Here is a 22,120-nt window from a genome sequence, read left to right as displayed (position 1 = left end):
ATGACACTGCTCGACAACCTCCACATCGAACTTCCCTCCTGGGCGTTCGGTAACTCCGGCACCCGATTCAAGGTGTTCGGAACGCCCGGAACCCCCCGCGATGTCCGGGAGAAGATCGCCGACGCGGCGCAGGTGCACCGTCTCACCGGCCTGGCACCGACCGTCGCCCTGCACATCCCGTGGGACCGCGTCGACGACTACACCGCGCTCTCGGACTACGCGCAAGATCTCGGTGTCCGCCTGGGAACGATCAACTCGAACACCTTCCAGGACGACGACTTCAAGTTCGGCAGCCTGACGCACTCGGACAAGACGATCCGGCAGAAGGCCATCGATCATCACCTGGACTGCATCGAGGTGATGAACCAGACCGGCTCGCGGGACCTGAAGGTCTGGCTCGCCGACGGCACCAACTACCCCGGCCAGGGCGACATCCGCGCCCGGCAGGACCGGCTCGCCGAGTCACTGGCCACGATCTACCAGCACATCGGGCCGGATCAGCGCCTCGTGCTGGAGTACAAGTTCTTCGAACCCGCGATGTACATGACCGATGTGCCGGACTGGGGGACGTCCTACGCCCACGTGTCCGCACTCGGGGAGCGCGCGATGGTGTGCCTCGACACCGGCCACCACGCTCCCGGCACCAACATCGAGTTCATCGTCGCCCAGCTGCTGCGGCTCGCCAAGCTCGGGTCGTTCGATTTCAACTCCCGGTTCTACGCGGACGACGACCTGATCGTGGGTGCGGCCGACCCGTTCCAGCTGTTCCGCATCATGTTCGAGGTCGTGCGCGGCGGCGCCCTGGACAGCGACTCGCCGGTCGCCTTCATGCTCGACCAGTGCCACAACGTCGAGGAGAAGATCCCCGGCCAGATCCGCTCCGTCATGAATGTGGAGGAGATGGCGGCGCGGGCTCTGCTCATCGACACCGAGGCACTGCGCGCCGCCCAGGACGATGGAGACGTGTTGGGCGCCAACGCGATACTGATGGACGCGTTCTACACCGACGTGCGGCCCGCGCTCGCGCGGCGCCGCGCCGAACGCGGACTGCCCGAAGACCCGTTGGCCGCGTTCCGCGCCAGCGGCTACCAGGCCCGCATCGCCGCCGAGCGTGTCGGCGGAACTCAATCCTCGTGGGGAGCATGACCATGACGACACCCGATACCGTCGCAGAACTCATCGCGCGGTCGAACCGGCTCGGATCGGATCCGCGGAACACCAACTTCGCCGGCGGCAACACCTCTGCCAAGGGCACCGGTACCGACCCGGTGACGGGTCAGGACGTCGACCTGCTCTGGGTGAAGGGTTCGGGCGGTGACTTGGGCACGCTCACCGAGCAGGGCCTGGCCGTGCTGCGCCTGGACCGGATGCGCGCGCTGGTCGATGTGTATCCCGGCGTGGAGCGCGAGGACGAGATGGTCGCCGCGTTCGACTACTGCCTGCACGGCAAGGGCGGGGCGGCTCCGTCGATCGACACCGCGATGCACGGCCTGGTCGATGCCGCCCACGTCGATCACCTGCATCCCGACTCCGGCATCGCGCTCGCGACCGCCGCCGACGGAGAATCCCTCACGCAGAAGATCTTCGGTGACCGCGTGGTGTGGGTGCCGTGGCGCCGGCCGGGCTTCCAACTCGGGTTGGACATCGCCGAGATCAAGCGCAGCAATCCGCAGGCCATCGGGTGCATCCTCGGGGGTCACGGCATCACCGCGTGGGGCGACACCTCAGAACAGGCCGAGGCGAATTCGCTGCAGATCATCCGTACCGCCGAGGAGTTCATCGCCGCCAACGGTAGAGACCAGCCCTTCGGCGCCGAACTGCCCGGCTACCGCGCACTGCCCGAATCGGATCGCCGGGCGAAGGCCGCGGCGCTGGCACCGTTCCTGCGCGGTCTGGCGTCGACGGACAAGGCTCAGGTCGGCCACTTCACCGACACCCCAGCGGTGTTGGAGTTCCTCGCCGCCGCCGAGCACCCGCGCCTGGCCGCGCTGGGCACCAGCTGCCCCGATCACTTCCTGCGGACCAAGGTCAAACCGCTCGTGCTCGACCTGCCCGCCGACACGTCCGTCGAGGAGTGCAAAGACCGTCTCACCGAACTGCACGAGGCGTACCGGGAGGACTACCGGGCCTATTACGAGCGCTACGCGAGCGCGGACAGCCCGGCGATGCGCGGCGCCGACCCGGCGATCATCCTGATTCCCGGGGTCGGCATGTTCAGTTACGGCAAGGACAAGCAGACCGCGCGGGTCGCCGGAGAGTTCTACCTCAACGCGATCAACGTGATGCGCGGCGCCGAGGCGGTGTCGACCTACGCACCGATCGACGAGTCCGAGAAGTTCCGCATCGAGTACTGGGCGCTCGAGGAAGCCAAGCTGCAGCGGATGCCGAAGCCCAAGCCGCTCGCGACCCGCATCGCGCTGGTCACCGGTGCCGCATCGGGCATCGGGAAGGCGATCGCGACCCGGCTGGCCGCCGAGGGCGCCTGCGTGGTGATCGCCGACCTGGACGCCGGGAAGGCCCAGGCCGCCGCACAGGAGATCGGCGGCAGCGACGTCGCGATCGGCATCGCCGCCGATGTCACCGACGAGGCCGCGGTTCAGGCCGCCGTCGATGCGACGGTGCTCGCGTTCGGCGGTGTCGACATCGTCGTCAACAACGCCGGTCTGTCGCTGTCGAAGTCGCTGTTGGACACCACCGCCGCCGACTGGGACCTCCAGCACAACGTGATGGCGCGCGGCTCGTTCCTGGTGTCCAAAGCCGCGGCCCGCGCGCTGATCGACCAGAAGCTCGGCGGCGACATCATCTACATCTCGTCGAAGAACTCGGTGTTCGCCGGCCCCAACAACATCGCCTATTCCGCGACGAAAGCCGATCAGGCCCATCAGGTCCGGTTGCTCGCCGCCGAGCTCGGCGAGTACGGCGTCAAGGTCAACGGCATCAACCCCGACGGTGTGGTCCGCGGCTCGGGCATCTTCGCCGGCGGCTGGGGCGCCAAGCGCGCCGCGGTCTACGGCGTCGCCGAGGAGGACCTGGGCGAGTTCTACGCGCAGCGGACTCTGTTGAAACGCGAGGTCCTCCCGGAGAACATCGCCAACGCCGCCTTCGCCCTGTGCACCTCGGATTTCTCGCACACCACGGGTCTGCACGTGCCCGTCGACGCGGGCGTCGCCGCGGCTTTCCTCAGATGAGCCAGGTCGCCGCGATCGACCTGGGCGCCACCAGCGGCCGGGTGATGCTGGCCGACATCGGCGACCAGCGCATCGAACTCGAGCAGGTGGTCCGCTTCCCCAACGACCCGGTACACCTGTGGAACGGTCACCGCACCGCCATGCACTGGGACATTCCCGGACTGTTCGGGCAGGCATGCGCCGGTCTCGGCGAGGCCGCCCGGCACTCGGACCACCTGGTGGCCGTCGCCGTGGACTCCTGGGCTGTCGACTACGGGCTGTTGCGCGACGGTGCGCTGGTGGGCCTGCCCCATCACTACCGCGACGACCGCTGCGCTGATGGCGTCACCGCCGTGCACGCACAGATCGATCCGTCAGAGCTGTACCGGCGCAACGGTATACAGTTCCTACCGTTCACGACGCTCTACCAGCTCGCCGCCGAGCGGCTCAGCGGCGCGCTGGATCTCGCCGACCGTGCGCTGCTCATTCCCGACCTCATCGGCTACTGGCTGACCGGCCGTCAGGTCACCGAGCGCACCAACGCGTCGACCACCGGGCTGCTCGACACCGACGGGCGGTGGGACAGCGAGCTGTGCGAGCGGCTCGGGTTGCCCTCGGACCTGTTTCCCGGCGTCGTCGATCCGGGCACGCCGCTGGGCCCGGTGCTGACCGAGATCGCGGACGCCTACGGTTTGGACACGGCGACCTCGGTGACCACGACCGCGTCCCACGACACCGCGTCGGCGGTCGCGGCGATCCCCATGGACGCTTCGTCAGCGGCGTACATCTCCTGCGGGACATGGGCTCTGGTGGGAGTCGAGCTGACGGGCCCGGTGCTCAGCGAGGCGAGCCGGCAGGCGAACTTCACCAATGAGGTGGGTGCCGACGGCCGCATCCGCTACCTGCACAACGTCATGGGGCTGTGGCTGCTCAGCGAGACGCTGCGCCAGTTCGAGCGCGACGGCCACCGCGCCGACCTGTCGGAACTACTCGCTCAGGCCGCCGACGTGCCCGGTGGGTTCGACGTCTTCGACACCGCCGACCCCCGGTTCGCGCCGCCCGGCGACATGCCCGCCCGGATCCGTGACTGGTACGACGAGCGGGGGCTGGTCGTCCCGATGACGAAGCCGGAGTTGGTGCGGGTCATCATCGAGAGCCTGGCCGCGGCGTTCGCCGAGGGTGTGCACCGCGCGTCCGAGCTGTCCGGTGTCCCGGTGCGCACAGCCCACATCGTCGGCGGCGGCTCGCAGAACCGCGTGCTGTGCCAGCTCACCGCCGACCGGCTGGGCACGCCGGTGCTCGCCGGCCCCGTGGAGGCCACCGCGTTGGGCAACATCCTGATCACCGCCAGGGCCCACGGGCTGGTCGCCGGAGACCTGGAGAGCCTGCGGCACCGCGTGGGCGCGAGCTTCCCCGCCCAGCGCTACCTCCCCCGCGCATCCCGAGACAAGCCCCGATCGGCCATCGGCGCTGGAAAGGCACCGCAGTGAAACGTCGCGTCCCCCGCGTCAGGGACCTCGCTCCGCTGATGCAGTTCAAGAAGCCAGAGTTCGACGCACGCCGACGGCGGCTCGCCAAAGCCCTGACCATCGAGGACCTGCGCGCGATCGCCAAGCGGCGCACCCCCCGAGCCGCGTTCGACTACACCGACGGGTCCGCCGAAGCCGAACTGTCGATCGCGCGCGCGAGACAGGCGTTCCAGGACATCGAGTTCCACCCGGCGATCCTGCGTGACGTGTCGAAGGTCGACACCAGTTGCGCCATTCTCGGCGGCCGGTCGGAGCTCCCGTTCGGCATCGCACCCACGGGGTTCACCCGGATGATGCAGACCGAAGGCGAGTACGCCGGCGCTCGCGCGGCCGCCCGCGCCGGCATCCCCTTCTCGCTGTCCACCATGGGCACGGCGTCCATCGAAGACGTCAAGGCAGTGAACCCGCACGGCCGCAACTGGTTTCAGCTGTACATGTGGAAGGACCGCGACAGGTCGATGGCCCTCGTGGAGCGCGCCGCCGCTGCGGGGTTCGACACGATGCTAGTGACCGTCGACGTGCCGGTCGCCGGAGCACGCCTGCGGGACAAGCGCAACGGCATGTCGATTCCGCCCGCGCTCACCGCCAGAACGGTGCTCGACGCGATTCCCCGCCCCCACTGGTGGTTCGACTTCCTGACCACCGAACCACTGGCCTTCGCCTCCCTGGACCGGTGGTCGGGAACCGTCGCCGAACTCCTCGACACCATGTTCGACCCGAGCGTCACCTTCGACGACCTGGCGTGGATCAAATCCCAGTGGCCGGGAAAGCTGGTGGTCAAGGGCATCCAGACTCTCGACGACGCCGTCGCGGTGGCCGACCTCGGTGTCGACGGCATCGTGCTGTCCAACCATGGCGGCCGCCAATTGGACAGGGCCCCGGTTCCTTTCCATCTGCTGCCGACGGTGGCTGCGGCGGTGGGCGACCGGACGGAGATCATCCTCGACACGGGCATCATGTCCGGTGCCGACATCGTCGCCTCCCTGGCACTCGGGGCGCGCTTCACCCTTGTCGGCCGGGCATACCTCTACGGGCTCATGGCCGGTGGGGAAGCCGGTGTCGACCGGGCCGTGGCGATCCTGGCCGAACAGATCGCCCGCACCATGCGCCTGCTCGGGGTGTCCTCCGTGGACGAACTGGAACCCGGTCATGTGACCCAGTTCCAGCGATGGGTGCCGCGTGCCCGCCCTTGAGGGCAGAGGCGATCTGGTGTGATGTACCCATGGCCGTGAGCATGCGGGATGTCGCCAACGCGGCGTCGGTATCGCTCGGCACCGTGTCCAACGTGCTCAACGCACCGGAGAAGGTGTCACCCGCCACGGTGGCCCGGGTGCAGGAGGCGATCGACCGGCTCGGCTTCGTGCGCAACGACGCTGCGCGCCAACTCAAGGCGGGTCGGTCACGGTGCGCAGGGCTGGTGGTCCTCGACATCGGTAACCCGTTCTTCACCGACGTCGCCCGCGCCGCCGAGCAGCAGGCGGCGGCGCACCAGTTGACGGTGCTGCTGGGCACGTCCGACGGCGACGGCACGAAGGAGCGGGCCTACATCGACGTCTTCACCGAGCAGCGGGTGTTCGGATTGATGGTATCCCCGGTCGGTGAAGATCTCGACCGCCTCGAAGCGCTGCGCCGTCGAGGCACCCCGGTCGTCCTCGTCGACCGGGACGGCACCGGAACGCAGTTCGACTCCGTCGCCGTCGACGACGTGGCGGGAGGCTGCCTGGCCACCGCGCACCTGCTCGACATCGGGCGTCGGCGTATCGCGTTCGTCGGAGGGCCGACGTCGTTGCGACAGGTACGGGATCGTCGACGCGGCGCTGCGCAGGCCGTCGACCAGGTACCCGGCGCACGCCTCGAGGTGATCGAGACGACGACGTTGAGCGTGCTGGCCGGACGCACCGTCGGGGAAGAGCTTCGTCGGCGCCCCGCCGCCGACCGCCCCGACGGGGTGTTCTGCGCCAATGATCTGGTGGCCATCGGCGTGCTGCAGGCGTTCACGATGCTCGGGGCGTTGCGCGTGCCCGAGGACGTCGCCCTCATCGGATACGACGACATCGACTTCGCCCAGTCGGCGGTGGTGCCGCTGTCCTCGATCCACCAGCCCACCGCGCTCATCGGTGCGACGGCCGTCGACCTGCTGATGGCCGCGGCGGGCGCCGAGGATCGGGCGCCGGCCCATCCCGTCTTCGTGCCCGAACTCGTCGTCCGGCAGAGCACCGTCGCCTGACCCTCGGAGTGTCACGGACGCCGGCGGAAGTCGTCCCATTCACCGATCGCGGCCAACCGTCGCCGCTGCTGCTCGGCGACGGCGGCGTCGAGCCCGCGGCCCCGTCGCTCGAGCTGGTCGCTGACGCGTTCGCGATGGTCGACGGGATTGCGGTCGTCGTACTTGAACTTCGCGTCGACGCTCACGATCGCCAGCCGGACACCACGGATCCCGCTCAGCATGCGGCCGTACGGCGGTTCATCGACGGCCACCTCAGCGTGTCGCCCCTCGGGCTGGAAGTCGGCCAGTTGGGTGTTCAAGATCTCGGCCTTGCCGTCGGCGTCGTCGACAATCGTTGGCCGGCAGACGAACTGGACACTCGCGTAGTAGCTCGTCGGAACGCCGTCCTCATCGGGGCCGCCCGCCTTGGCCCGCCAGTAGGTCGGGATGTAGGCGTAGTCACCGATCACCGCGAGGCGGACCTCGGCGGCGGCGTCGAGGTGCCGCCACACCGGGTTGGGCCGCGCGAGGTGGACCAGCACTTCGTCACCGGCGAGGGTGAAGTGCGTCGGGATCAGCACCGGCGCCTCCGACGGGTCGATGTTGTTGACGGCGAGGACGCCGAAGCCGTCCGTGGTGGCGAGCCACTCCTGCCATTCGACGGCGTCCAACGACGCGTCCCATGGGTGTATCAGCATGGTCGGCCTTTCTGCGGGTCGGAGGGTCGGGAGAGGAGACGGCGCACGGTGGTGACGGCGGGACCGAGTCGATGCAGGTGCTCGTCGAGTTCGTCGACGGCGGCCTTCAGTTCGGTGTCCGTCATCGGGTTCAGGGCGTCGAAGATGAACAGCGCGGTGGTGGTGTCTTCGCTCAACTGCGTGCGGCGGGCCTGCCGCCAATTCCAGCGCCGACACGTAACGCCGCGGTCATCGCACCACACCACCTCACCGACATCGGGATGCTCGACGACGTCGACGCCGCCGGCGACGGTGTCGAACGGCTCCGCGCCGGTGGCCCGGATCAGCCGCGGCGGTCCGACGTACCGCGAAAGGTCCTCTCCCCCAACGGGTAGCTGGTGCTTGACCGACACGGCGTTGTAGATGTCGGTCAGGCGGTTCACCCGGGGAAGTCCGGTGGCCACGCGTCGGGTCAGCGCCTCCACGCTGGTGCGTGTGCGCTGCGGTTTGGCGCCGAACGCGCGGAAGGCCTCCCGCCACGCCGCGATGTGCGCAATCCCCTCCACGGGTTGGTCACCGAGCCGTTCGCGCGCAACGGGTTCCGCCTCTTCGAGGAGCGCCTCGCTGATCGGATCGCTGGGACCCGGCGCCACGCCCCCGGCGGCGATCAGCACCGCCCGGTAGTCGGGCCGTAGATCGAACACCGCGTCGTCGACGTGCGCGAGTTCGACGGCCTCGCTGAGCATCGAATCTTCAGCCACGATGCGCGTCCCCGGCAGCGCTTCCGACTCCGGGTTCGAAGACGGTGAGGACGAATCTCGCGATCTGCGTTCCGGTGTTGACGTAGCCATGGTCGACATCGCCGGGAAACGCGATCGCGTCGCCGGTGTCCAGCATCGTCGCCTGACCCTCCACCTCGACGCTGAGTGGTCCGTCCACCACGGTGAGCAGTTCCTGGGTCCCGGCGACGTGCGCCTCGCTGGTGTGGCGGTCGCCGGGTCCGAGCGTCCAGTCCCACATCTCAACCACGTGCGGTGGCGACGTTCCGGCGACGAGCACGCCGCGTCCGCCGTGGGTTCCGGTCCACAGTTCCGCTCCGTCGCCGCGGCGGGTCACCTTCACCGCCTTCGGCTCCGGCGGTTCCACGAGAGCCGGCAGGCCCACGCCGAGTGCGTCACTGAGCCGAAGCAGTGTTCCCACACTGGGATTCACTGCGCCGTGCTCCACGCTGACCACCATGCGCCGGCTCACCGATGCGGCGACGGCGAGCTGATCCAGCGTCCACCCGCGCCGCTGCCGCTCCTGCCGGACCCGCGCCCCGATCGCCGTCGCGAGTTTCGCCGCCACCTCGTCCACGCAGTGCAGAATAGCGCACCGATAGTGCACTGCGGGTTGGAGCGTCTGGCTTTCGGCGGACGTAATCCGGTCCGGCGGTCCCCTGCGACCATGACTTTCGGCTCTACCTGGGTCGGCGGTGCCGGGATCGACTGGGGGTGGTCGGTCACTGGGGAGGTAGTCGATGGTCATCACGATCGGTTCGCGGGGTCACCTCCGATGTCGGTAGAGGTCGAGGTCGCCGATCTCGGGCTGACAGAGGAGCAGGCAGCTCGTCAGCTGGCTGTGGACGGACCGAATGAGCTGCCGACCGCGATGCGTCGGAACCTCCTTCGCGAAGCCTGGGATGTGGTGCGCCAGCCGATGCTGTTGCTGCTCCTCGCCGCCGGCGGGGTCAACTTCCTGCTGGCCGAGCCACTGGACGGCGCGTTGTTGATGGCATTCGTCGTCGTGGTCGTCGCCATCTCGATCTACCAGGAGCACAAGACGGGAAAGGCGCTCGCGGCGCTGCGTGATCTGTCGTCACCACGGGCGCTGGTCGTGCGCGACGGAATGCAGAAGCGCGTCGCCGGCAAGGACGTGGTACGTGGCGATCTGCTCATGTTGGCCGAAGGCGACCGGGTACCGGCCGACGCCGTCCTGGTGGACTGCGCGAGCTTCTCCGTCGACGAGTCGGCGCTCACCGGGGAGTCCGTGCCGGTGCGGAAGGTCGCGGTCGAGCGTTCCGAACGGGGTGCGGCGATGGGGCGACCGGGCGGCGATGCGACGCCCTGGGTGTTCTCGGGCACGCTCGTCGTCAAGGGACACGGCGTGGCGGTCGCCAAGGGCACCGGTGCCGGCACCGAACTGGGAAGGATCGGCGCGGCGCTCAGGACCATCGAACCCGAGCGGACCGCACTGCAGCGCGAAGTCGACCGGCTGGTCGGCATTCTCGCCGCACTCGGGGTCGCCGCGGCGGTAGCCGTCGTCATCATCTACGGGCTCACTCGCGGCAATTGGCTCGCCGGGACGCTCGCCGGTATTGCGACCGCGATGGCACTGCTGCCCGAAGAGTTTCCGGTGGTGCTGACGGTCTTCATGGCTGTCGGTGCCTGGCGCATGTCGAAGATGAATGTGCTCACCCGACGCCCTCCGGTCATCGAGACACTGGGATCAGCCACGGTGCTGTGCGTGGACAAGACCGGAACGCTGACCGTGAACAGGATGACGGTACGCACCCTGATCGTCGACGGTCAGACCCATACGTGTGACTCGGCACCGTTGCCCGAGAAGTTCCACACCATTGCGGAAATGTCGGTGCTCGCTTCACCGGTCGATCCGTTCGACCCGATGGACAAGGCGTTCAGGGCGCTGGGCGACACCTATCTCTCGGGCACATCACATCTGCACGAGAACTGGCAACTCGTCCGTGAATACCCCCTGTCGGACAGGTTGTTGGCCTGTCGCACGTGTGGCGCTCCCCCGACGGCGGCCACTACGTCATCGCCGCCAAGGGCGCCCCCGAAGCCATCGCAGACTTGTGCCATCTCGATCCTCAACGGCTCACCGCGTTGACCGACCAGGTCGAGGCGGCAACCGCCGACGGATACCGGGTACTGGCGGTGGCGTGCGCGCAGTTCGACAGCGCGAGAACGCTACCCGCCGGACCCCACGACTTCGACTTCGAGCTGCTGGGCCTTGTCGGATTGCAGGACCCGATCAGACCGGGTGTCGCCGACGCCGTTGCGCAGTGCCGTCGGGCGAGGATCCGGACGATCATGATCACCGGGGACTATCCGGGCACGGCGCTGGCGATCGCGCGCGACATCGGTCTCGACCACACCGCCGGCTGTATCACCGGACGTGACCTGGAAAAGCTCTCCGAGCAGGAATTGGCCGAGCGCGTTCGTTCGGTCAATGTGTTCGCGCGGATGGTGCCCGAGCAGAAAACTTCGGCTGGTGCGGGCGCTGCAGTCCAACAGCGAGGTGGTCGGGATGACCGGTGACGGGGTCAACGACGCTCCTGCGCTGCGGGCGGCCGACATCGGCATCGCGATGGGGGCGCACGGCACCGATGTGGCGCGCGAATCTGCGGCGTTGGTGATCACCGATGACGACTTCAGCTCGATCGTGAGCGGAGTGCGCCAAGGGCGCGGGATCTTCGACAACCTTCGCAAAGCGATGGCGTACGTGATCGCCGTGCACCTTCCCATCGTCGGTATGTCGCTGATCCCGTTGTTCGTCACGGATTGGCCGCTGGTCCTGCTGCCGGTCCAGATCGCCTTTCTCGAACTGATCATCGACCCCGCCTGTTCGGTGGTCTTCGAGGCCGAACAGATCGATCCGAAGATCATGGACGAGCCGCCCCGTGACCCGAGGGTCCCGATGTTCGGTGTCAGAGTTCTGGGAATTGCTGCGCTGCAGGGACTTTCCCTACTTCTCAGCACCGCGGCCGTGTACGTGTGGGCCGTGCTCACCGACAGACCCGACTCCGTGACGCGCTCGGCGACCTTCGCCACGCTCGTCGTGGGAAATCTTGCACTGATCCTGGTGAATCGATCATGGCGGTTGCCGGTGTGGCAGACGCTTCGCCAACGCCGCAACCCGACGCTGAAGTGGATCCTCGGCGGAGCCACGCTGCTGCTGGTGGCGACGCTGACGATCCCGGCGCTGCGGTCCCTGTTCAACTTCGGCGCGCTCACGGCGAGCGAATGGTGCATCGCGGTCGGTGCCGGCAGCGTCGGGGTCGCCTGGTTCGAGATCTACAAGATCATGGCGGCCCCACACTCCGCGCCGTCCGTCGCCGCGGAGGGAACCCGGTGACGCGGATGAGGTCAAGCTCCGGAATGGCGGTGGGGCTCCAGATCGGGACGCAACCTCCGCTGAGTGCACTGCGGGCCTTCCTCGGCGCGGCGCGGGCGATGAATCTGGATTCGGTGATGGTCATCGATCACTTCCAGAACGTCTTTCCCAGCAGCGTGTGGACCCCCGAGTTGACCTGGTTGGCGGCGCGACGGCCCACTCCGCACGAGTTCTTCGACTTTCAGGTGCTGTCCGGCTACCTCGCCTCCCGGGTCGGACACCTGCGTCTCGGGGTAGGAGTGACCGAGGCGATCAGGCGCCACCCCGTTCTGATCGCCCAAGCCATGATGACCCTGTCGCATCTGACGAGGCGGGCACCGATACTCGGGATCGGCGCGGGCGAACGAATGAACCTCGACCCCTACGGACTCGACCCCGCCCAGCCGGTCGCCCGACTGGATGAGGCGCTTCAGATCATCCGGCTGTGCCTGTCGACCCGGGGACCGATCACGTTCAATGGTCACCATTTTCGACTCGCCAACGCTCCGATGGATCTCGCAGCCGCGCCCGGCCGAACCCCCGAGATATGGGTCGCCGGCCACGGACCCCGGATGCTCACGTTGACCGGACGCTACGGAGACGGATGGTATCCGACCACAGTGGTGTCGCCGACGGAGTACGCCGACAAGCTGGCGGCGGTGTGGGCTGCTGCCGTCGATGCCGGGCGCGACCCGGCTTCGATCACCCCGGCGCTGCACCGGTTCATGGTGGTCGCCGCCACCGAGCGCGAAGCGCGGGCCATGCTCGAGACGAAAGCCGTTCGGGCGCTGGCACTCATGGCGCCGGCTGCGGTGTGGGAGCACGCCGGCGCTGTGCATCCGTTCGGCGCCGACTTCAATCCCCTGGTCGATTTCATCCCGGGTGACTACGACCGCGCGACCATGGACGAGGCCATCGCCGCTGTGCCTGCGGCGGTGGTCACCGAGGGCCCCCTGCTGTGGGGCAGCCGGGAACAGATCGTCGCCAGACTCCGAGCTTTCGGCGAGGCCGGCCTCCGCCATGTGGTCCTCGCGCCGGTCTCGGGGCTCGTCTCCCCGCGCGCGGCCCTGTACGCGCTCTGGGCCACCGGTCGGATCGCACGTGCCCTTCGTTGACAGGGAGCGTTGATGGCCTGGCAGGAGATTCAGCCGTTCCTGGTGGCGCTGGCTGTCGGGTTGCTCCTCGGCCTGGAACGCGAACGCAGCCACAGTCGCAAGCTTCCCGCCGGGTCGCGTTCGTTCGCCCTGCTCGCGTTGGTCGGTGCGGTGGCGGCCGGCATCGATCCCTGGGCCGTGACGTTCGGGCTGGCCGGCGTCAGCGCGTTGATGACCGTCGCATATCTCCGCGCCAGCGGCGACGACCCGGGAACGACCACGGCGCTCGCGGCCCTGACGGCCTACGTGCTCGGCGCACTCGCCTACAGCCGCCCCGCTCTGTCTGTGGCGCTCGCGGTGATCGTGGCGGGTCTGCTCGTGTCGAAGACGCGAATACATCGGTTCGCACGTGACATCGTCAGTGAGGTCGAATTAGAGGACGCGATCAAGTTCCTGGCGGTGGCATTCGTGATCCTGCCGTTGCTTCCGGATCGGGCACTCGGACCCTACGGTGTGCTGAACCCGGCGAAGCTATGGCTTCTCGTCGTCCTGCTCACTGGTATCGGCTGGCTCGGCTACATCGGTGTCCGCGCGCTCGGTCCCGAGCGCGGCCTGCTGATCACCGGCCTCGCCGGCGGGTTCATCTCAGCCACCGCGACCACCGCGTCGATGGGCCGGCTCGGCCGGACCACCGGCAGCATGCGGGCCCCGTTGGCCAGTGCGCTCTTGGCCAGCCTGGCCACTTTCGTTCAGCTGATCATCGTGATCGGCCTCATCGACATCGACGTCCTGCGCCGACTGTGGCTGCCAGTGGTGGCCGCAGCGGTAGTGCTGATCGGTGTCGCCGCGTTCTTCTACTGGGGGGCCGGTCGTGCTCAGGAGGACGGGACCGCGGACGGCGGTGGTGAGATCAGCGTGCCCGCCGGCCGCCCGTTCGCTCTGCGGCCTGCTCTCATCCTGGCCGCGGTGCTGACGTTCGCACTGCTACTGGGCCGTTGGGGAGGTGATGTTCTCGGGCCCCAGGGCACGATCCTCGCCGCGTTCGCCGCGGGCCTCGCCGATGCCCACGCCGGAGCGGTCGCCGCGGCGAGCCTCGCCGCCCGCGGCGACGTCACCGCCGACACCGCGCTCATCGCGATCGGGGCTGCGCTCGGTTCGAACCTGCTCGTCAAGGCGATCCTGGCGTTCGTGGCCGGCGGGCGCACTTTCGGACTTCGGTTCATCGCCGGGATCGCCTTGACGAGCAGGTTCGAACCGAGCGCAGCCCCGATCGCGATGAGCGCGGTNTGAGCGACGGCCGCGACGACCGCCGGCGGGGCGGCGTCACCGCGCACCCCGACGAGTTCATCGAGCATCAGCAGTTCGCCACCGACCTCGGCTTCGCCGGCGTGCTGGCCGCGACGATCTCGATGCACTAGGTGACGCGAGCGAGCCGGATCGGATCCGGCTACCGGCGGGTGACGTCGAGCATGCTGAACATGCCGGCTCCGTAGTGGCCGGCGAAATTGCAGAGCAGTTCGTAGCGGCCTGGCGGCAGGGTGATCGCGGTCCATCCGCTTTCACCCGGCGCGATGCCGGCCTCGGTGGACGCCTCATCCCCGGCGCCGGCCCCGCACGTCCGAGACGCTTCACCGACGTTCCCCGCCTCGTCGACTGTGCCGTCGCTCCCGATGGTCCGGTGTCCGGGACCCTGGCCCTGCGGCAGTGGCAGCACCACCAACTCGTGGGGCATCCACCCGGCATTGAGTACCCGGAACGACACCTCACCGGCGGGCACGCTTCTCTGCGCGACCAGAACGCGCATCATGCCCATCATTCCCCTGCGCGGCCAACGAGATTGATCGGTGGCGTCAGGGTGCATCATTCCCGGGCCCATCATGGGGCCCATGTCGGTCAGGGTGACGTCCACGACGGCGCCGGGTAGGGATGGCGCGTCACACGATGTCACGGTCGCCGGGTAGTGGCCCGCCACGGGCCCCGACGATGTCTGCGCGGCATACAAGCCCGCCGTCGTCGCGACTCCGAGCACGAGTGATGCCGCAGCGACCGCCAGCACGGGCCAGAGGCGCCGGCCGGGTGATGCACTCATCGCCGCTCGCGCAGCAATGTCGCGCGGCGACGGTACTCGTCCTCATCGATCTCGCCCCGGGCGAACCGCTCTGCGAGGACATCCTCGGCGGACCCCTCACGGGTGCCGTGGGAATGTCCGGCGCTCTGGCGAGGCCCGGTGAGGAATCGGATCGCGAGCACGGTGCCGGCAATCACCAGCGCCCAAACAAGCGCCATCATGATCGACATCAGGACCCAGCCGCCCCAACCCATGCTGTTTCCCCACATCCATCCGTCTCCGTACATCATCGCGATGGTCCTTTCCGGGCGCTGAGTCCGGCAACGTCCTGGCCTGTCTGCCAGCGTGCGCCCGACGGACACACCCGGGTAGAGGCGATGGTCCCTTCAACAGCTCGCGCCGGCGCATGACGAAGCGATCTCGGTCAGGACGAGATCTGGTGTCGGACAGTCCGTTGTTCGGGAGACAACTGACACCATCGGACCCGTGAGAACCACGGCAGCGACGAAGACCGACAGCGGGCTCGCCGTCCGGCTCGCCGCGCTTGCTTCACTGGGTGCAGCGGTCATTCACTGTGCCGTCGTCCCGACTCACTGGCAGGAATGGATTCCGGCTGGGTTGTTCTTCGTCACGGTCGCACTCTTCCAACTGTTCTGGGCACACGCGGTGACCACCCGCGCGACGACAACGGTTCTGGTCGCCGGGACCGTGCTGAACATCGGAGCGGTCGCGCTGTGGGCGCTGACCAGGACAGCGGGTATGCCGTTCGGTCCGCATGCCGGAACGGCCGAAGCGGTCCAGGCTGCGGACCTGTGCGCGGTGGTGTTGGAGATCTACGTCGTGATGGGCGCCGGCTGGGCCTGGTATCGCCGTCGCCGAGGAGATCTGATCCCCGGGTACGCGAACGCGCTGATCCTTCTCGGCGCTTTCGCGGTCGTCACGCTTGCTTCCACGGTCGGCGTCGTTTCGGGGTTGCGGCACGGCCACCATGCGCCCTCGATGGCAGAGCCGGGTCATCACGGGCCGAGTGGCGGGCACGCAGACGCGCACCACGCTCACCCTCCCGAGCCGCCGAGTGCGGAATCCGCGGGCGTCGTTGATTCACCCGAACCTGTCGCTGTCCCCGCCGCTCCGCCGCAGCCGTCGCACGACGGCCACGATGATCACGACCACGGCTGACGTCAGCGACGCAGGATGGCCCGCGTGCTGGCCTCCGGAGTCAGATCCAGCCGACGCAGCAGCTGCGCGTTGAGCGCGACGACCACCGTCGAGAGTGACATCAGAATCGCACCGACCGACATCGGCAGGACGAAGCCGATCGGGGCCAGCACACCGGCGGCCAGCGGCACCGAGATCAGGTTGTATCCCGCTCCCCACCAGAGGTTCTGCTTCATCTTGCGATAGGTGGCGCGCGACAGTTCGATCACCGACAGCACCGAGCGCGGATCGGAACTGGCCAGGATGACTCCGGCCGAGGCGATCGCGACGTCGGTTCCGGCGCCGATCGCGATGCCGACGTCAGCCTGAGCCAGTGCCGGCGCGTCGTTGACGCCGTCACCGACCATCGCGACCTTCTTGCCTTCCTGTTGAAGCGCAGCCACTTTCGCCGCCTTGTCGTCCGGGCGCACCCCGGCGAAGACACGGTCGATGCCGAGTTCGCGGGCCACCGCGCCGGCGACGGCTTCGGCGTCACCGGTGATCATGACCACCTCGATGCCGAGTTCGTGCAAGCCATCGACGGCTTCGCGGGATTCGTGGCGGATCTCGTCGGCCAGGCGCAGACCGCCCACCACGGCGCCGTCGCGGACGACGTGGAGGATGATCGCGCCCTCGTCGCGCCACCCGCTGGCGGCGTCGACTTCCCGCGCACCGACCTCCTCGAGCAGGCGCGGACCGCCCACCCGGATCTCACGGCCGTCGACGACGGCGCGGACACCGACCGCTGGAGACGATGTGAACCCGCTCGCGCGCGCCACGGGGATTCCGCGTTCCCGTGCGGCGTGCACGATGGCCCGCGCCAGCGGGTGCTCGCTGTCGGCTTCTGCTGCGGCGGCCAGTGCGAGGACGGCGTCCTCGGTCAGGTCGCCGACGGTGTCGATCGCGGTGACGGTCGGCTCACCCTTGGTGAGCGTGCCGGTCTTGTCGAACAGCACCGCATTCACGGTGCGCATGCTCTCGAGGGCGAGCCGGTCTTTGATCAGAACGCCGCCGCGGGCCGCGCGTTCGGTGGCGATGGAGACCACCAGCGGGATCGCCAGACCGAGCGCGTGGGGGCAGGCGATGACGAGCACGGTGATCGCGCGCACGACGGCGTTGTCCGGATCCCCGACCGTCGTCCACACCACCGCGGTGACGGCCGCGGTGATCAGCGCGAACCAGAACAGCCAGCCGGCAGCCCGGTCCGCGAGGCGTTGGGCGCGTGACGAGGAGTTCTGCGCTTCGGCGACCAAGCGTTGGATGCCGGCCAGGGTGGTGTCGTCACCGATGGCCGTCACCTCGACCCGCAACCCCGAATCGGTGGCCACGGTTCCCGCCGTGACGGCGTCCCCGACGGCGCGGGCGACGGGCCGGGATTCGCCGGTCACCATCGATTCGTCCATGGCGGCGCGGCCGTCGACGATCCTGCCGTCGGCGGGGACGCTGCCCCCGGGGCGGACGATCACGACGTCGCCGACGCGCAGGTCGGCGGGCGACACAGTGACCGTGTGGTCGCCGTCGATCTTCTCGGCTTCATCGGGAAGCAGCGCGGCCAGCGAGTCCAGCGCAGAGGTTGTCTGCGCCAGCGAGCGCATCTCGACCCAGTGGCCGAGCAACATGATGACGATCAGCAGCGCGAGCTCCCACCAGAACTCCAGCTCGTGATGGAGCAGCCCGAGGCTGGCACCCCAGGACGCGAGGAACGCGACGGTGATCGCCAGCCCGATCAGGAGCATCATTCCCGGCTTGCGAGAACGTATCTCGCTGACCGCCCCGGTGAGGAAGGGGCGCCCGCCGACGACGTACATGACGGTGCCCAACAGCGGCGCCACCCAGCGGGCACCGGGGAATTCGGGGACCTGATAACCCAGCAGCATCGCGAACATGGTTGAGAAGGCGACCACAGGGATAGCGATGACCACGTTGATCCAGAACAGTTTTCGGAATTGAGCGACATGATCGCCGTGGCCGGCGTGTGCGTCGTGGCCGGCGTGTTCATCGGCGGGAGGTGTCGCTACGGCGGGGCCCTGGTGATCGTGTGGGTGTGTCATGACGCGCTCTCCTTGTCGGAGCTGACCATATACCCCCAGGGGGTATCGGTCAAGCACGACTTCGCACCTTTCGACTTTCGCTCGCTACGCATGAGTATGTAACCGGTGTTACATTCAAGCGATGGCGACCGACGAATCGACGACGCGCTGGTTGGTGCTCATCGTGAAAGTGCCGGCCGAGCCGTCTCGGCACCGGGTCGCCGTGTGGCGGGAACTGCGCCGGGTCGGCGCACTCCAGGTCGGCCAGGGAGTGTGGACAGTGCCGAATGTTCCGGTGTTCGCCGACGGGGTGGCGCGGGTCATCCAGTTGGCTGAGCGTGGGGAGGGCGAGGTGATGGTCCTCGACGCCGCGGGACGTCACGAGTCGGACGGCGCGCGCCTGGAGGCCCTGTTCACCGCCGAACGCAGCGAGGAGTGGAAGGAGTTCCTCGCTGACTGCGCGAAGTTCGACGCCGAGATCGACAAGGAGATCGCCTCGGCCAAGTTCACCGTCGCCGAACTCGAGGAAGAAGAGCAGAGCCTGGATCGGTTGCGGCGATGGCACCGCGACATCATGGTTCGCGACGTGTTCGTCGCCGCGTCCTCCGCCGAGGCCGAGCAACGGCTCAAGGCGTGCGCCGATCGCCTCGCAGATTACACCGAACGGGTCTTCGCGGCCCTGCACCAGATGTGAAGTGGTGCAATGAACTTCGACACTCGAATCTTCTACGCCGTCAACGACTTCGCACGGGACACACCGTGGTTGCATCCCGTGGTTTCCGGATTTGCCGGCTACGGCGTCGTCCTCTTCGCGGGTCTCCTGCTGTGGGGATGGTGGACAGCGCGTCAGGACGACGACCGCGGTCGCATGGTCGCCGCGGCCTGGGCACCGCTGGGCATGCTCTGCGCGCTCGCCATCAACCAGCCCATCGCGTCTGCCGTCGACGAAACACGACCGTGCCAAGCACTTAACGACATCGTGGTGCTGCACTGCAGCAGCGATGCGGGATTCCCCAGCGATCACGCTGTCATGGCGGGTGCGATCACCGCCGGGCTCTGGCTGGTCAACCGGCAGTTGGGCGTGCTCAGCGCCATCGCCGCAGTGGCAATGGCAGCGGCGCGCGTCTACGTCGGCGCGCACTACCCTCAGGCCGGGCGCACCGTCGACTGTCGGGGAGTCTCGGACGTGAAGGAACCTCGATGAACTCCGCACCGGAAGGCCCGGCGGCGGCTGCGGCGGGGCCGACGTCCGCCCGAGGACTCACACCGTGGCATTTCGTTCTGCTCTTCGGCATGGTGAGTCTGCTCGCCGACATGGTGTACGAAGGCGCGCGCAGCATCATCGGGCCCTACCTCGCGACGCTCGGAGCGTCCGCCGCACTTGTCGGATTGGTCGCCGGCGCAGGCGAATTCATCGGGTACGCGCTGCGCGTCGTCTCCGGCTATGCCATTGCCCGCACCCAGCACTACTGGGCGTGGACCATCACCGGTTACGCCCTGACCGTGCTGAGCGTGCCGTTGATCGGTGTCAGCGGCGCCCTGGTACCTGCCCTGCTGCTCTACGGCACCGAGCGACTCGGCAAGGCGGTGCGCTCACCCGCCAAAGACACGCTGCTCTCGCACGCGTCCACGAACACCGGGCGCGGCAGCGCTTTCGGCGTCCACCAGGCACTCGACCAGACCGGCGCCATCGCCGGCCCCCTGCTGCTGGCAGCGGTTCTCAGCGCGCACGCCGGCGACTACCGGCTCGCGTTCGGCGTGCTCATCATCCCCGGTGTGCTGATGCTGATCCTGCTCGCCTGGCTTCGATTCCGCGTCCCGGACCCGCGCAGCTACGAGTCGGATTCCCCGGCTTCGTCTCCGCCTGCCGCGGCCGCCACGGCGCGACGCGGCGGGATCGCGCGACGTCTCCCCGCGCGCTTCTGGCACTACGTGATCACCATCGGCGTGCTGTCCTGTGGCGTCGCCGCATTTCCCCTGCTGGCCTATCACGCCCAACGCACCGGTCTTCTGACGGACGCACAGGTTCCCATCCTGTTCGCGGTCGCAATGGCGGTCGACGGCGCAGCCGGATTGGTGATGGGCCGCATCTACGATAGGCGCGGACCCCTCACCCTGCTGGCGGTGCCCGTGGCGGCCGCATGCTCCGCGGTGGCCTTCACCGACAACCCCGCACTGGTGTGGATCGGTGTCGCAGTCTGGGGAATCGTCAACGGGGTGCTCGATTCAACGGTGAAAGCCGTTGTCACCGAACTGGTCCCGGCCGACACCCGGGCGATCGCGTTCGGCTGGCTGGCGCTGCTGCGAGGGCTGGCGCTACTGATCGCGGGCGCGCTTCTCGGCGCCGCCTACGACGTCTCCCCCCACCTGGCCATCGCGGTGATCGTGGCGGCCAACGCGGTATCGCTCGTCGGCTTGGCGACCGTCCTACGTCGCCTGCACCCGGCGGTCCCGGCCGGCTCGTGAGTACGGAGAACGGGGCCCGCGCGGCTGATTCACGACTGCGCGCACACCCCGGTCAGGCGCCGGCACCCGGTGCGCGCACCACCATCGGCACGGCGGGGAAGTACGACGCCATCTCGGAGCGTGACTTACGCAACGCCGCGGTGCCGTACCCACGCCCCCGTTTCTCCGGATGGATCCAGACACGAACGTTGACTTCGCCGCCGGACAGTTCGCCGAAAATCATTCCGACCTTGTCGTCGCCCTCGAGGACCACGAACCAGGCCGCCTCCTCGGCGCTGACCCGACCCTGTGCCGAGCCGATCTCGTTGTCGAGGTCTCCGGCCGGCGCACCGGAACCGTCGCCGGCGGCGCCGACGTCTGCGGTACGAGCGGCGAAGATGTCGCGGTCGACATGCGACGAGAAGAGCCTCAACTGCAGCGTGTCGCCCGACGAGGCCGGGCGCTCGTTGAGGGTGAACGTCAGCTGACTGTTCAGATCGTCGAGTTCGGCCTTGATCTTGCGTCGTGATTCTCGAGTGAGCTGCTCGAAGGACATGCCGATGACCGCTTCGCCCGCGCGTTGCGATGCCCCGAGAAGCTGCGATATCGCGGCTACCGCGGCCGGACGATCTTCGGCTTCGACGATGGCGTCCAGGAGTTCGTGACGGCGGTCGAGCGCGGTCAGAAGCGCGTCGGCGATCTCGCGTCGTGCCGCAACTTTGTCATGGTCGGTCATGGCTCTGAGCGTAGGCGCGTCGGGGGCACTGCGTGGCGTTCAGCGAGAGCCGAATCTCTTGGCTTCCGGGTAAGGACCCGCGGGTCATGCCGACAGCAGAGCCCGTCGCCATTCGTTGTGGACGTCCCAGCCATCGACCACTTCCACCAAGGCCAGGAGTCCAGTCGGATATACGAGGGACACCAGCCACCGGCTCGAGCTGCCATCACTGACGGAGAACCCCGCCCTCAGAAATCGCTTGAGCCACTTGATCTTCAGCTGATCACGCCGAAATCGAACACCACAACCGCTTCGCCTGCTCGAAGTCGAGGTTCAAGATCGGAAATCCCCAGGGCCTTCTCGACCCATTTCGAGTACTCCTTGAGTGTGCAGCGCAGATTGTCCTCGGTGAGTTCGAGCGCGGCTCGGGTCGAGAACGGGGTGAAGCGATTCTGCACCAGGTAGACCTCGGTGCGTGGTGGTGGAGAGAGGGTCATATCAGCGCTTCGATCGGTCGTCGCCGTGCAGTCGGTTGTGAGGTTGCGGGCGTCCACCAACGCACGACGATCTGCGTCTCGAGACGATCATCGCCCGCAGTTTACGACGCCCGCCGCCCCCTGCCGTCCGACCAGCGTGCCGAGCGAGGCTGGCCATGCAACGATCCACCGGATCCCGTGCGGCATGCTGGCGAACAGCATGAAAACGGCCCCCGGAGTGTCCTCCGGGGGCCGTTCCACTTAGTAGCGGGGACAGTGTGGTGTTTCAAGACATCGGAATAGGGTGTCTCAAGACATCGGCATAGGTGATTCGGCCAGTTTCAGCTGGTGTCGAAAGCGC

General features: G+C 68.1%; 21 protein-coding genes and 1 pseudogene. 14 read left to right on the top strand and 8 right to left on the bottom strand.

The annotated features are described in order from the left end of the window. From rhaI to MCHUDSM44219_RS07495, 5 genes are read left to right on the top strand one after another with little or no spacing between them, the layout of a single operon-like run. Entirely contained in the window at positions 1–1,146 is a 1,146-nt protein-coding gene (gene rhaI / locus MCHUDSM44219_RS07515) for an L-rhamnose isomerase (RefSeq protein ID WP_048417617.1), read from the top strand. Between the two features lie 2 nt (positions 1,147–1,148). Next, a complete protein-coding gene (locus MCHUDSM44219_RS07510) occupies positions 1,149–3,188 on the top strand; it encodes a bifunctional rhamnulose-1-phosphate aldolase/short-chain dehydrogenase (protein WP_048417616.1) in 2,040 nt (679 codons plus the stop codon). Then, a complete protein-coding gene (locus MCHUDSM44219_RS07505; RefSeq protein WP_048417615.1) occupies positions 3,185–4,657 on the top strand; it encodes a rhamnulokinase in 1,473 nt (490 codons plus the stop codon). The genes MCHUDSM44219_RS07510 and MCHUDSM44219_RS07505 overlap by 4 nt, the downstream gene beginning before the upstream one ends. Beyond that, positions 4,654–5,889 carry an alpha-hydroxy acid oxidase gene (locus MCHUDSM44219_RS07500; RefSeq protein WP_048417614.1) on the top strand — a complete coding sequence of 412 codons (1,236 nt, stop codon included), beginning with the start codon at positions 4,654–4,656 and terminating at the stop codon, positions 5,887–5,889. The genes MCHUDSM44219_RS07505 and MCHUDSM44219_RS07500 overlap by 4 nt, the downstream gene beginning before the upstream one ends. Before the next feature lie 29 nt (positions 5,890–5,918). Then, positions 5,919–6,923 carry a LacI family DNA-binding transcriptional regulator gene (locus MCHUDSM44219_RS07495; protein WP_048417613.1) on the top strand — a complete coding sequence of 335 codons (1,005 nt, stop codon included), beginning with the start codon at positions 5,919–5,921 and terminating at the stop codon, positions 6,921–6,923. 11 nt (positions 6,924–6,934) lie between these two features. Here MCHUDSM44219_RS07495 and MCHUDSM44219_RS07490 read toward each other — a convergent pair whose 3' ends face one another. The 3 genes from MCHUDSM44219_RS07490 to MCHUDSM44219_RS07480 are packed head-to-tail and all read right to left on the bottom strand — an operon-like array spanning position 6,935 to position 8,935. Further along, positions 6,935–7,600, bottom strand: coding sequence for an FMN-binding negative transcriptional regulator (locus tag MCHUDSM44219_RS07490; RefSeq protein WP_048417612.1), 666 nt, complete (start codon positions 7,598–7,600; stop codon positions 6,935–6,937). Then, positions 7,594–8,340, bottom strand: a complete 747-nt coding sequence (locus tag MCHUDSM44219_RS07485) for a B3/B4 domain-containing protein (RefSeq protein WP_201778135.1) — start codon at positions 8,338–8,340, stop codon at positions 7,594–7,596. The genes MCHUDSM44219_RS07490 and MCHUDSM44219_RS07485 overlap by 7 nt, the downstream gene beginning before the upstream one ends. Then, positions 8,333–8,935, bottom strand: a complete 603-nt coding sequence (locus MCHUDSM44219_RS07480) for a helix-turn-helix domain-containing protein (RefSeq protein ID WP_201778134.1) — start codon at positions 8,933–8,935, stop codon at positions 8,333–8,335. Before MCHUDSM44219_RS07480 ends, MCHUDSM44219_RS07485 begins: the two co-directional genes overlap by 8 nt. Before the next feature lie 198 nt (positions 8,936–9,133). Here MCHUDSM44219_RS07480 and MCHUDSM44219_RS30445 point away from each other — a divergent pair, with 198 nt between their 5' ends. The 5 genes and pseudogenes from MCHUDSM44219_RS30445 to MCHUDSM44219_RS07465 form a co-directional block, all read left to right on the top strand. Beyond that, positions 9,134–10,468, top strand: coding sequence for an HAD-IC family P-type ATPase (locus tag MCHUDSM44219_RS30445; protein WP_201778133.1), 1,335 nt, complete (start codon positions 9,134–9,136; stop codon positions 10,466–10,468). Next, complete coding sequence (locus tag MCHUDSM44219_RS30440; RefSeq protein WP_330218606.1) at positions 10,465–10,899, top strand: HAD family hydrolase; 435 nt, start codon at positions 10,465–10,467, stop codon at positions 10,897–10,899. The genes MCHUDSM44219_RS30445 and MCHUDSM44219_RS30440 overlap by 4 nt, the downstream gene beginning before the upstream one ends. Beyond that, positions 10,853–11,716, top strand: coding sequence for an HAD-IC family P-type ATPase (locus tag MCHUDSM44219_RS30435; RefSeq protein WP_201778131.1), 864 nt, complete (start codon positions 10,853–10,855; stop codon positions 11,714–11,716). The genes MCHUDSM44219_RS30440 and MCHUDSM44219_RS30435 overlap by 47 nt, the downstream gene beginning before the upstream one ends. A gap of 23 nt (positions 11,717–11,739) precedes the next feature. Then, positions 11,740–12,849, top strand: coding sequence for an LLM class flavin-dependent oxidoreductase (locus tag MCHUDSM44219_RS07470; protein WP_048417610.1), 1,110 nt, complete (start codon positions 11,740–11,742; stop codon positions 12,847–12,849). 12 nt (positions 12,850–12,861) lie between these two features. Beyond that, positions 12,862–14,114 (top strand): annotated as a pseudogene (locus MCHUDSM44219_RS07465) (MgtC/SapB family protein); the annotation flags it as partial. A gap of 161 nt (positions 14,115–14,275) precedes the next feature. On the opposite strand, the gene MCHUDSM44219_RS07460 reads toward MCHUDSM44219_RS07465, so the two are convergent. Both MCHUDSM44219_RS07460 and MCHUDSM44219_RS07455 read right to left on the bottom strand, forming a co-directional pair. Further along, positions 14,276–14,917, bottom strand: coding sequence for a cupredoxin domain-containing protein (locus MCHUDSM44219_RS07460; RefSeq protein ID WP_048417608.1), 642 nt, complete (start codon positions 14,915–14,917; stop codon positions 14,276–14,278). Then, the gene (locus tag MCHUDSM44219_RS07455; protein WP_048417607.1) at positions 14,914–15,186 is read right to left on the bottom strand and encodes an SHOCT domain-containing protein; all 273 of its coding nucleotides are present in this window, start codon (positions 15,184–15,186) and stop codon (positions 14,914–14,916) included. Before MCHUDSM44219_RS07455 ends, MCHUDSM44219_RS07460 begins: the two co-directional genes overlap by 4 nt. Positions 15,187–15,382: 196 nt before the next feature. Here MCHUDSM44219_RS07455 and MCHUDSM44219_RS07450 point away from each other — a divergent pair, with 196 nt between their 5' ends. Beyond that, on the top strand, positions 15,383–16,075 hold the full coding sequence (locus MCHUDSM44219_RS07450) for a hypothetical protein (protein ID WP_236695390.1): 693 nt from the start codon (positions 15,383–15,385) through the stop codon (positions 16,073–16,075). Between the two features lie 2 nt (positions 16,076–16,077). Here the strand turns inward: MCHUDSM44219_RS07450 and MCHUDSM44219_RS07445 are convergent, their stop codons facing one another. Beyond that, complete coding sequence (locus MCHUDSM44219_RS07445) at positions 16,078–18,144, bottom strand: heavy metal translocating P-type ATPase (protein WP_048417605.1); 2,067 nt, start codon at positions 18,142–18,144, stop codon at positions 16,078–16,080. 121 nt (positions 18,145–18,265) lie between these two features. Between MCHUDSM44219_RS07445 and MCHUDSM44219_RS07440 the strand changes: the two genes are divergently transcribed. The 3 genes from MCHUDSM44219_RS07440 to MCHUDSM44219_RS07430 are packed head-to-tail and all read left to right on the top strand — an operon-like array spanning position 18,266 to position 20,589. Next, positions 18,266–18,817: a Chromate resistance protein ChrB gene (locus tag MCHUDSM44219_RS07440; protein ID WP_048417604.1), complete on the top strand. Its 552-nt coding sequence runs from the start codon at positions 18,266–18,268 to the stop codon at positions 18,815–18,817. A 9-nt stretch (positions 18,818–18,826) separates the two neighbouring features. After that, positions 18,827–19,327, top strand: coding sequence for a phosphatase PAP2 family protein (locus tag MCHUDSM44219_RS07435; protein WP_082162093.1), 501 nt, complete (start codon positions 18,827–18,829; stop codon positions 19,325–19,327). Beyond that, positions 19,324–20,589: an MFS transporter gene (locus MCHUDSM44219_RS07430; protein WP_048417603.1), complete on the top strand. Its 1,266-nt coding sequence runs from the start codon at positions 19,324–19,326 to the stop codon at positions 20,587–20,589. Before MCHUDSM44219_RS07435 ends, MCHUDSM44219_RS07430 begins: the two co-directional genes overlap by 4 nt. 52 nt (positions 20,590–20,641) lie before the next feature. Here the strand turns inward: MCHUDSM44219_RS07430 and MCHUDSM44219_RS07425 are convergent, their stop codons facing one another. Together MCHUDSM44219_RS07425 and MCHUDSM44219_RS30790 are read right to left on the bottom strand one after the other, a co-directional pair. Continuing rightward, positions 20,642–21,304, bottom strand: coding sequence for a GNAT family N-acetyltransferase (locus MCHUDSM44219_RS07425; protein ID WP_048417602.1), 663 nt, complete (start codon positions 21,302–21,304; stop codon positions 20,642–20,644). A 254-nt stretch (positions 21,305–21,558) separates the two neighbouring features. Next, positions 21,559–21,837 (bottom strand): hypothetical protein, encoded by a 279-nt coding sequence (locus MCHUDSM44219_RS30790; RefSeq protein WP_236695389.1) that lies wholly within the window; start codon positions 21,835–21,837, stop codon positions 21,559–21,561. Positions 21,838–22,120 lie beyond the last annotated feature (283 nt).

Source organism: Mycolicibacterium chubuense (assembly GCF_001044255.1).
Classification (GTDB): domain Bacteria; phylum Actinomycetota; class Actinomycetes; order Mycobacteriales; family Mycobacteriaceae; genus Mycobacterium; species Mycobacterium chubuense.
This window is presented reverse-complemented; position numbering and strand designations above follow the sequence as displayed.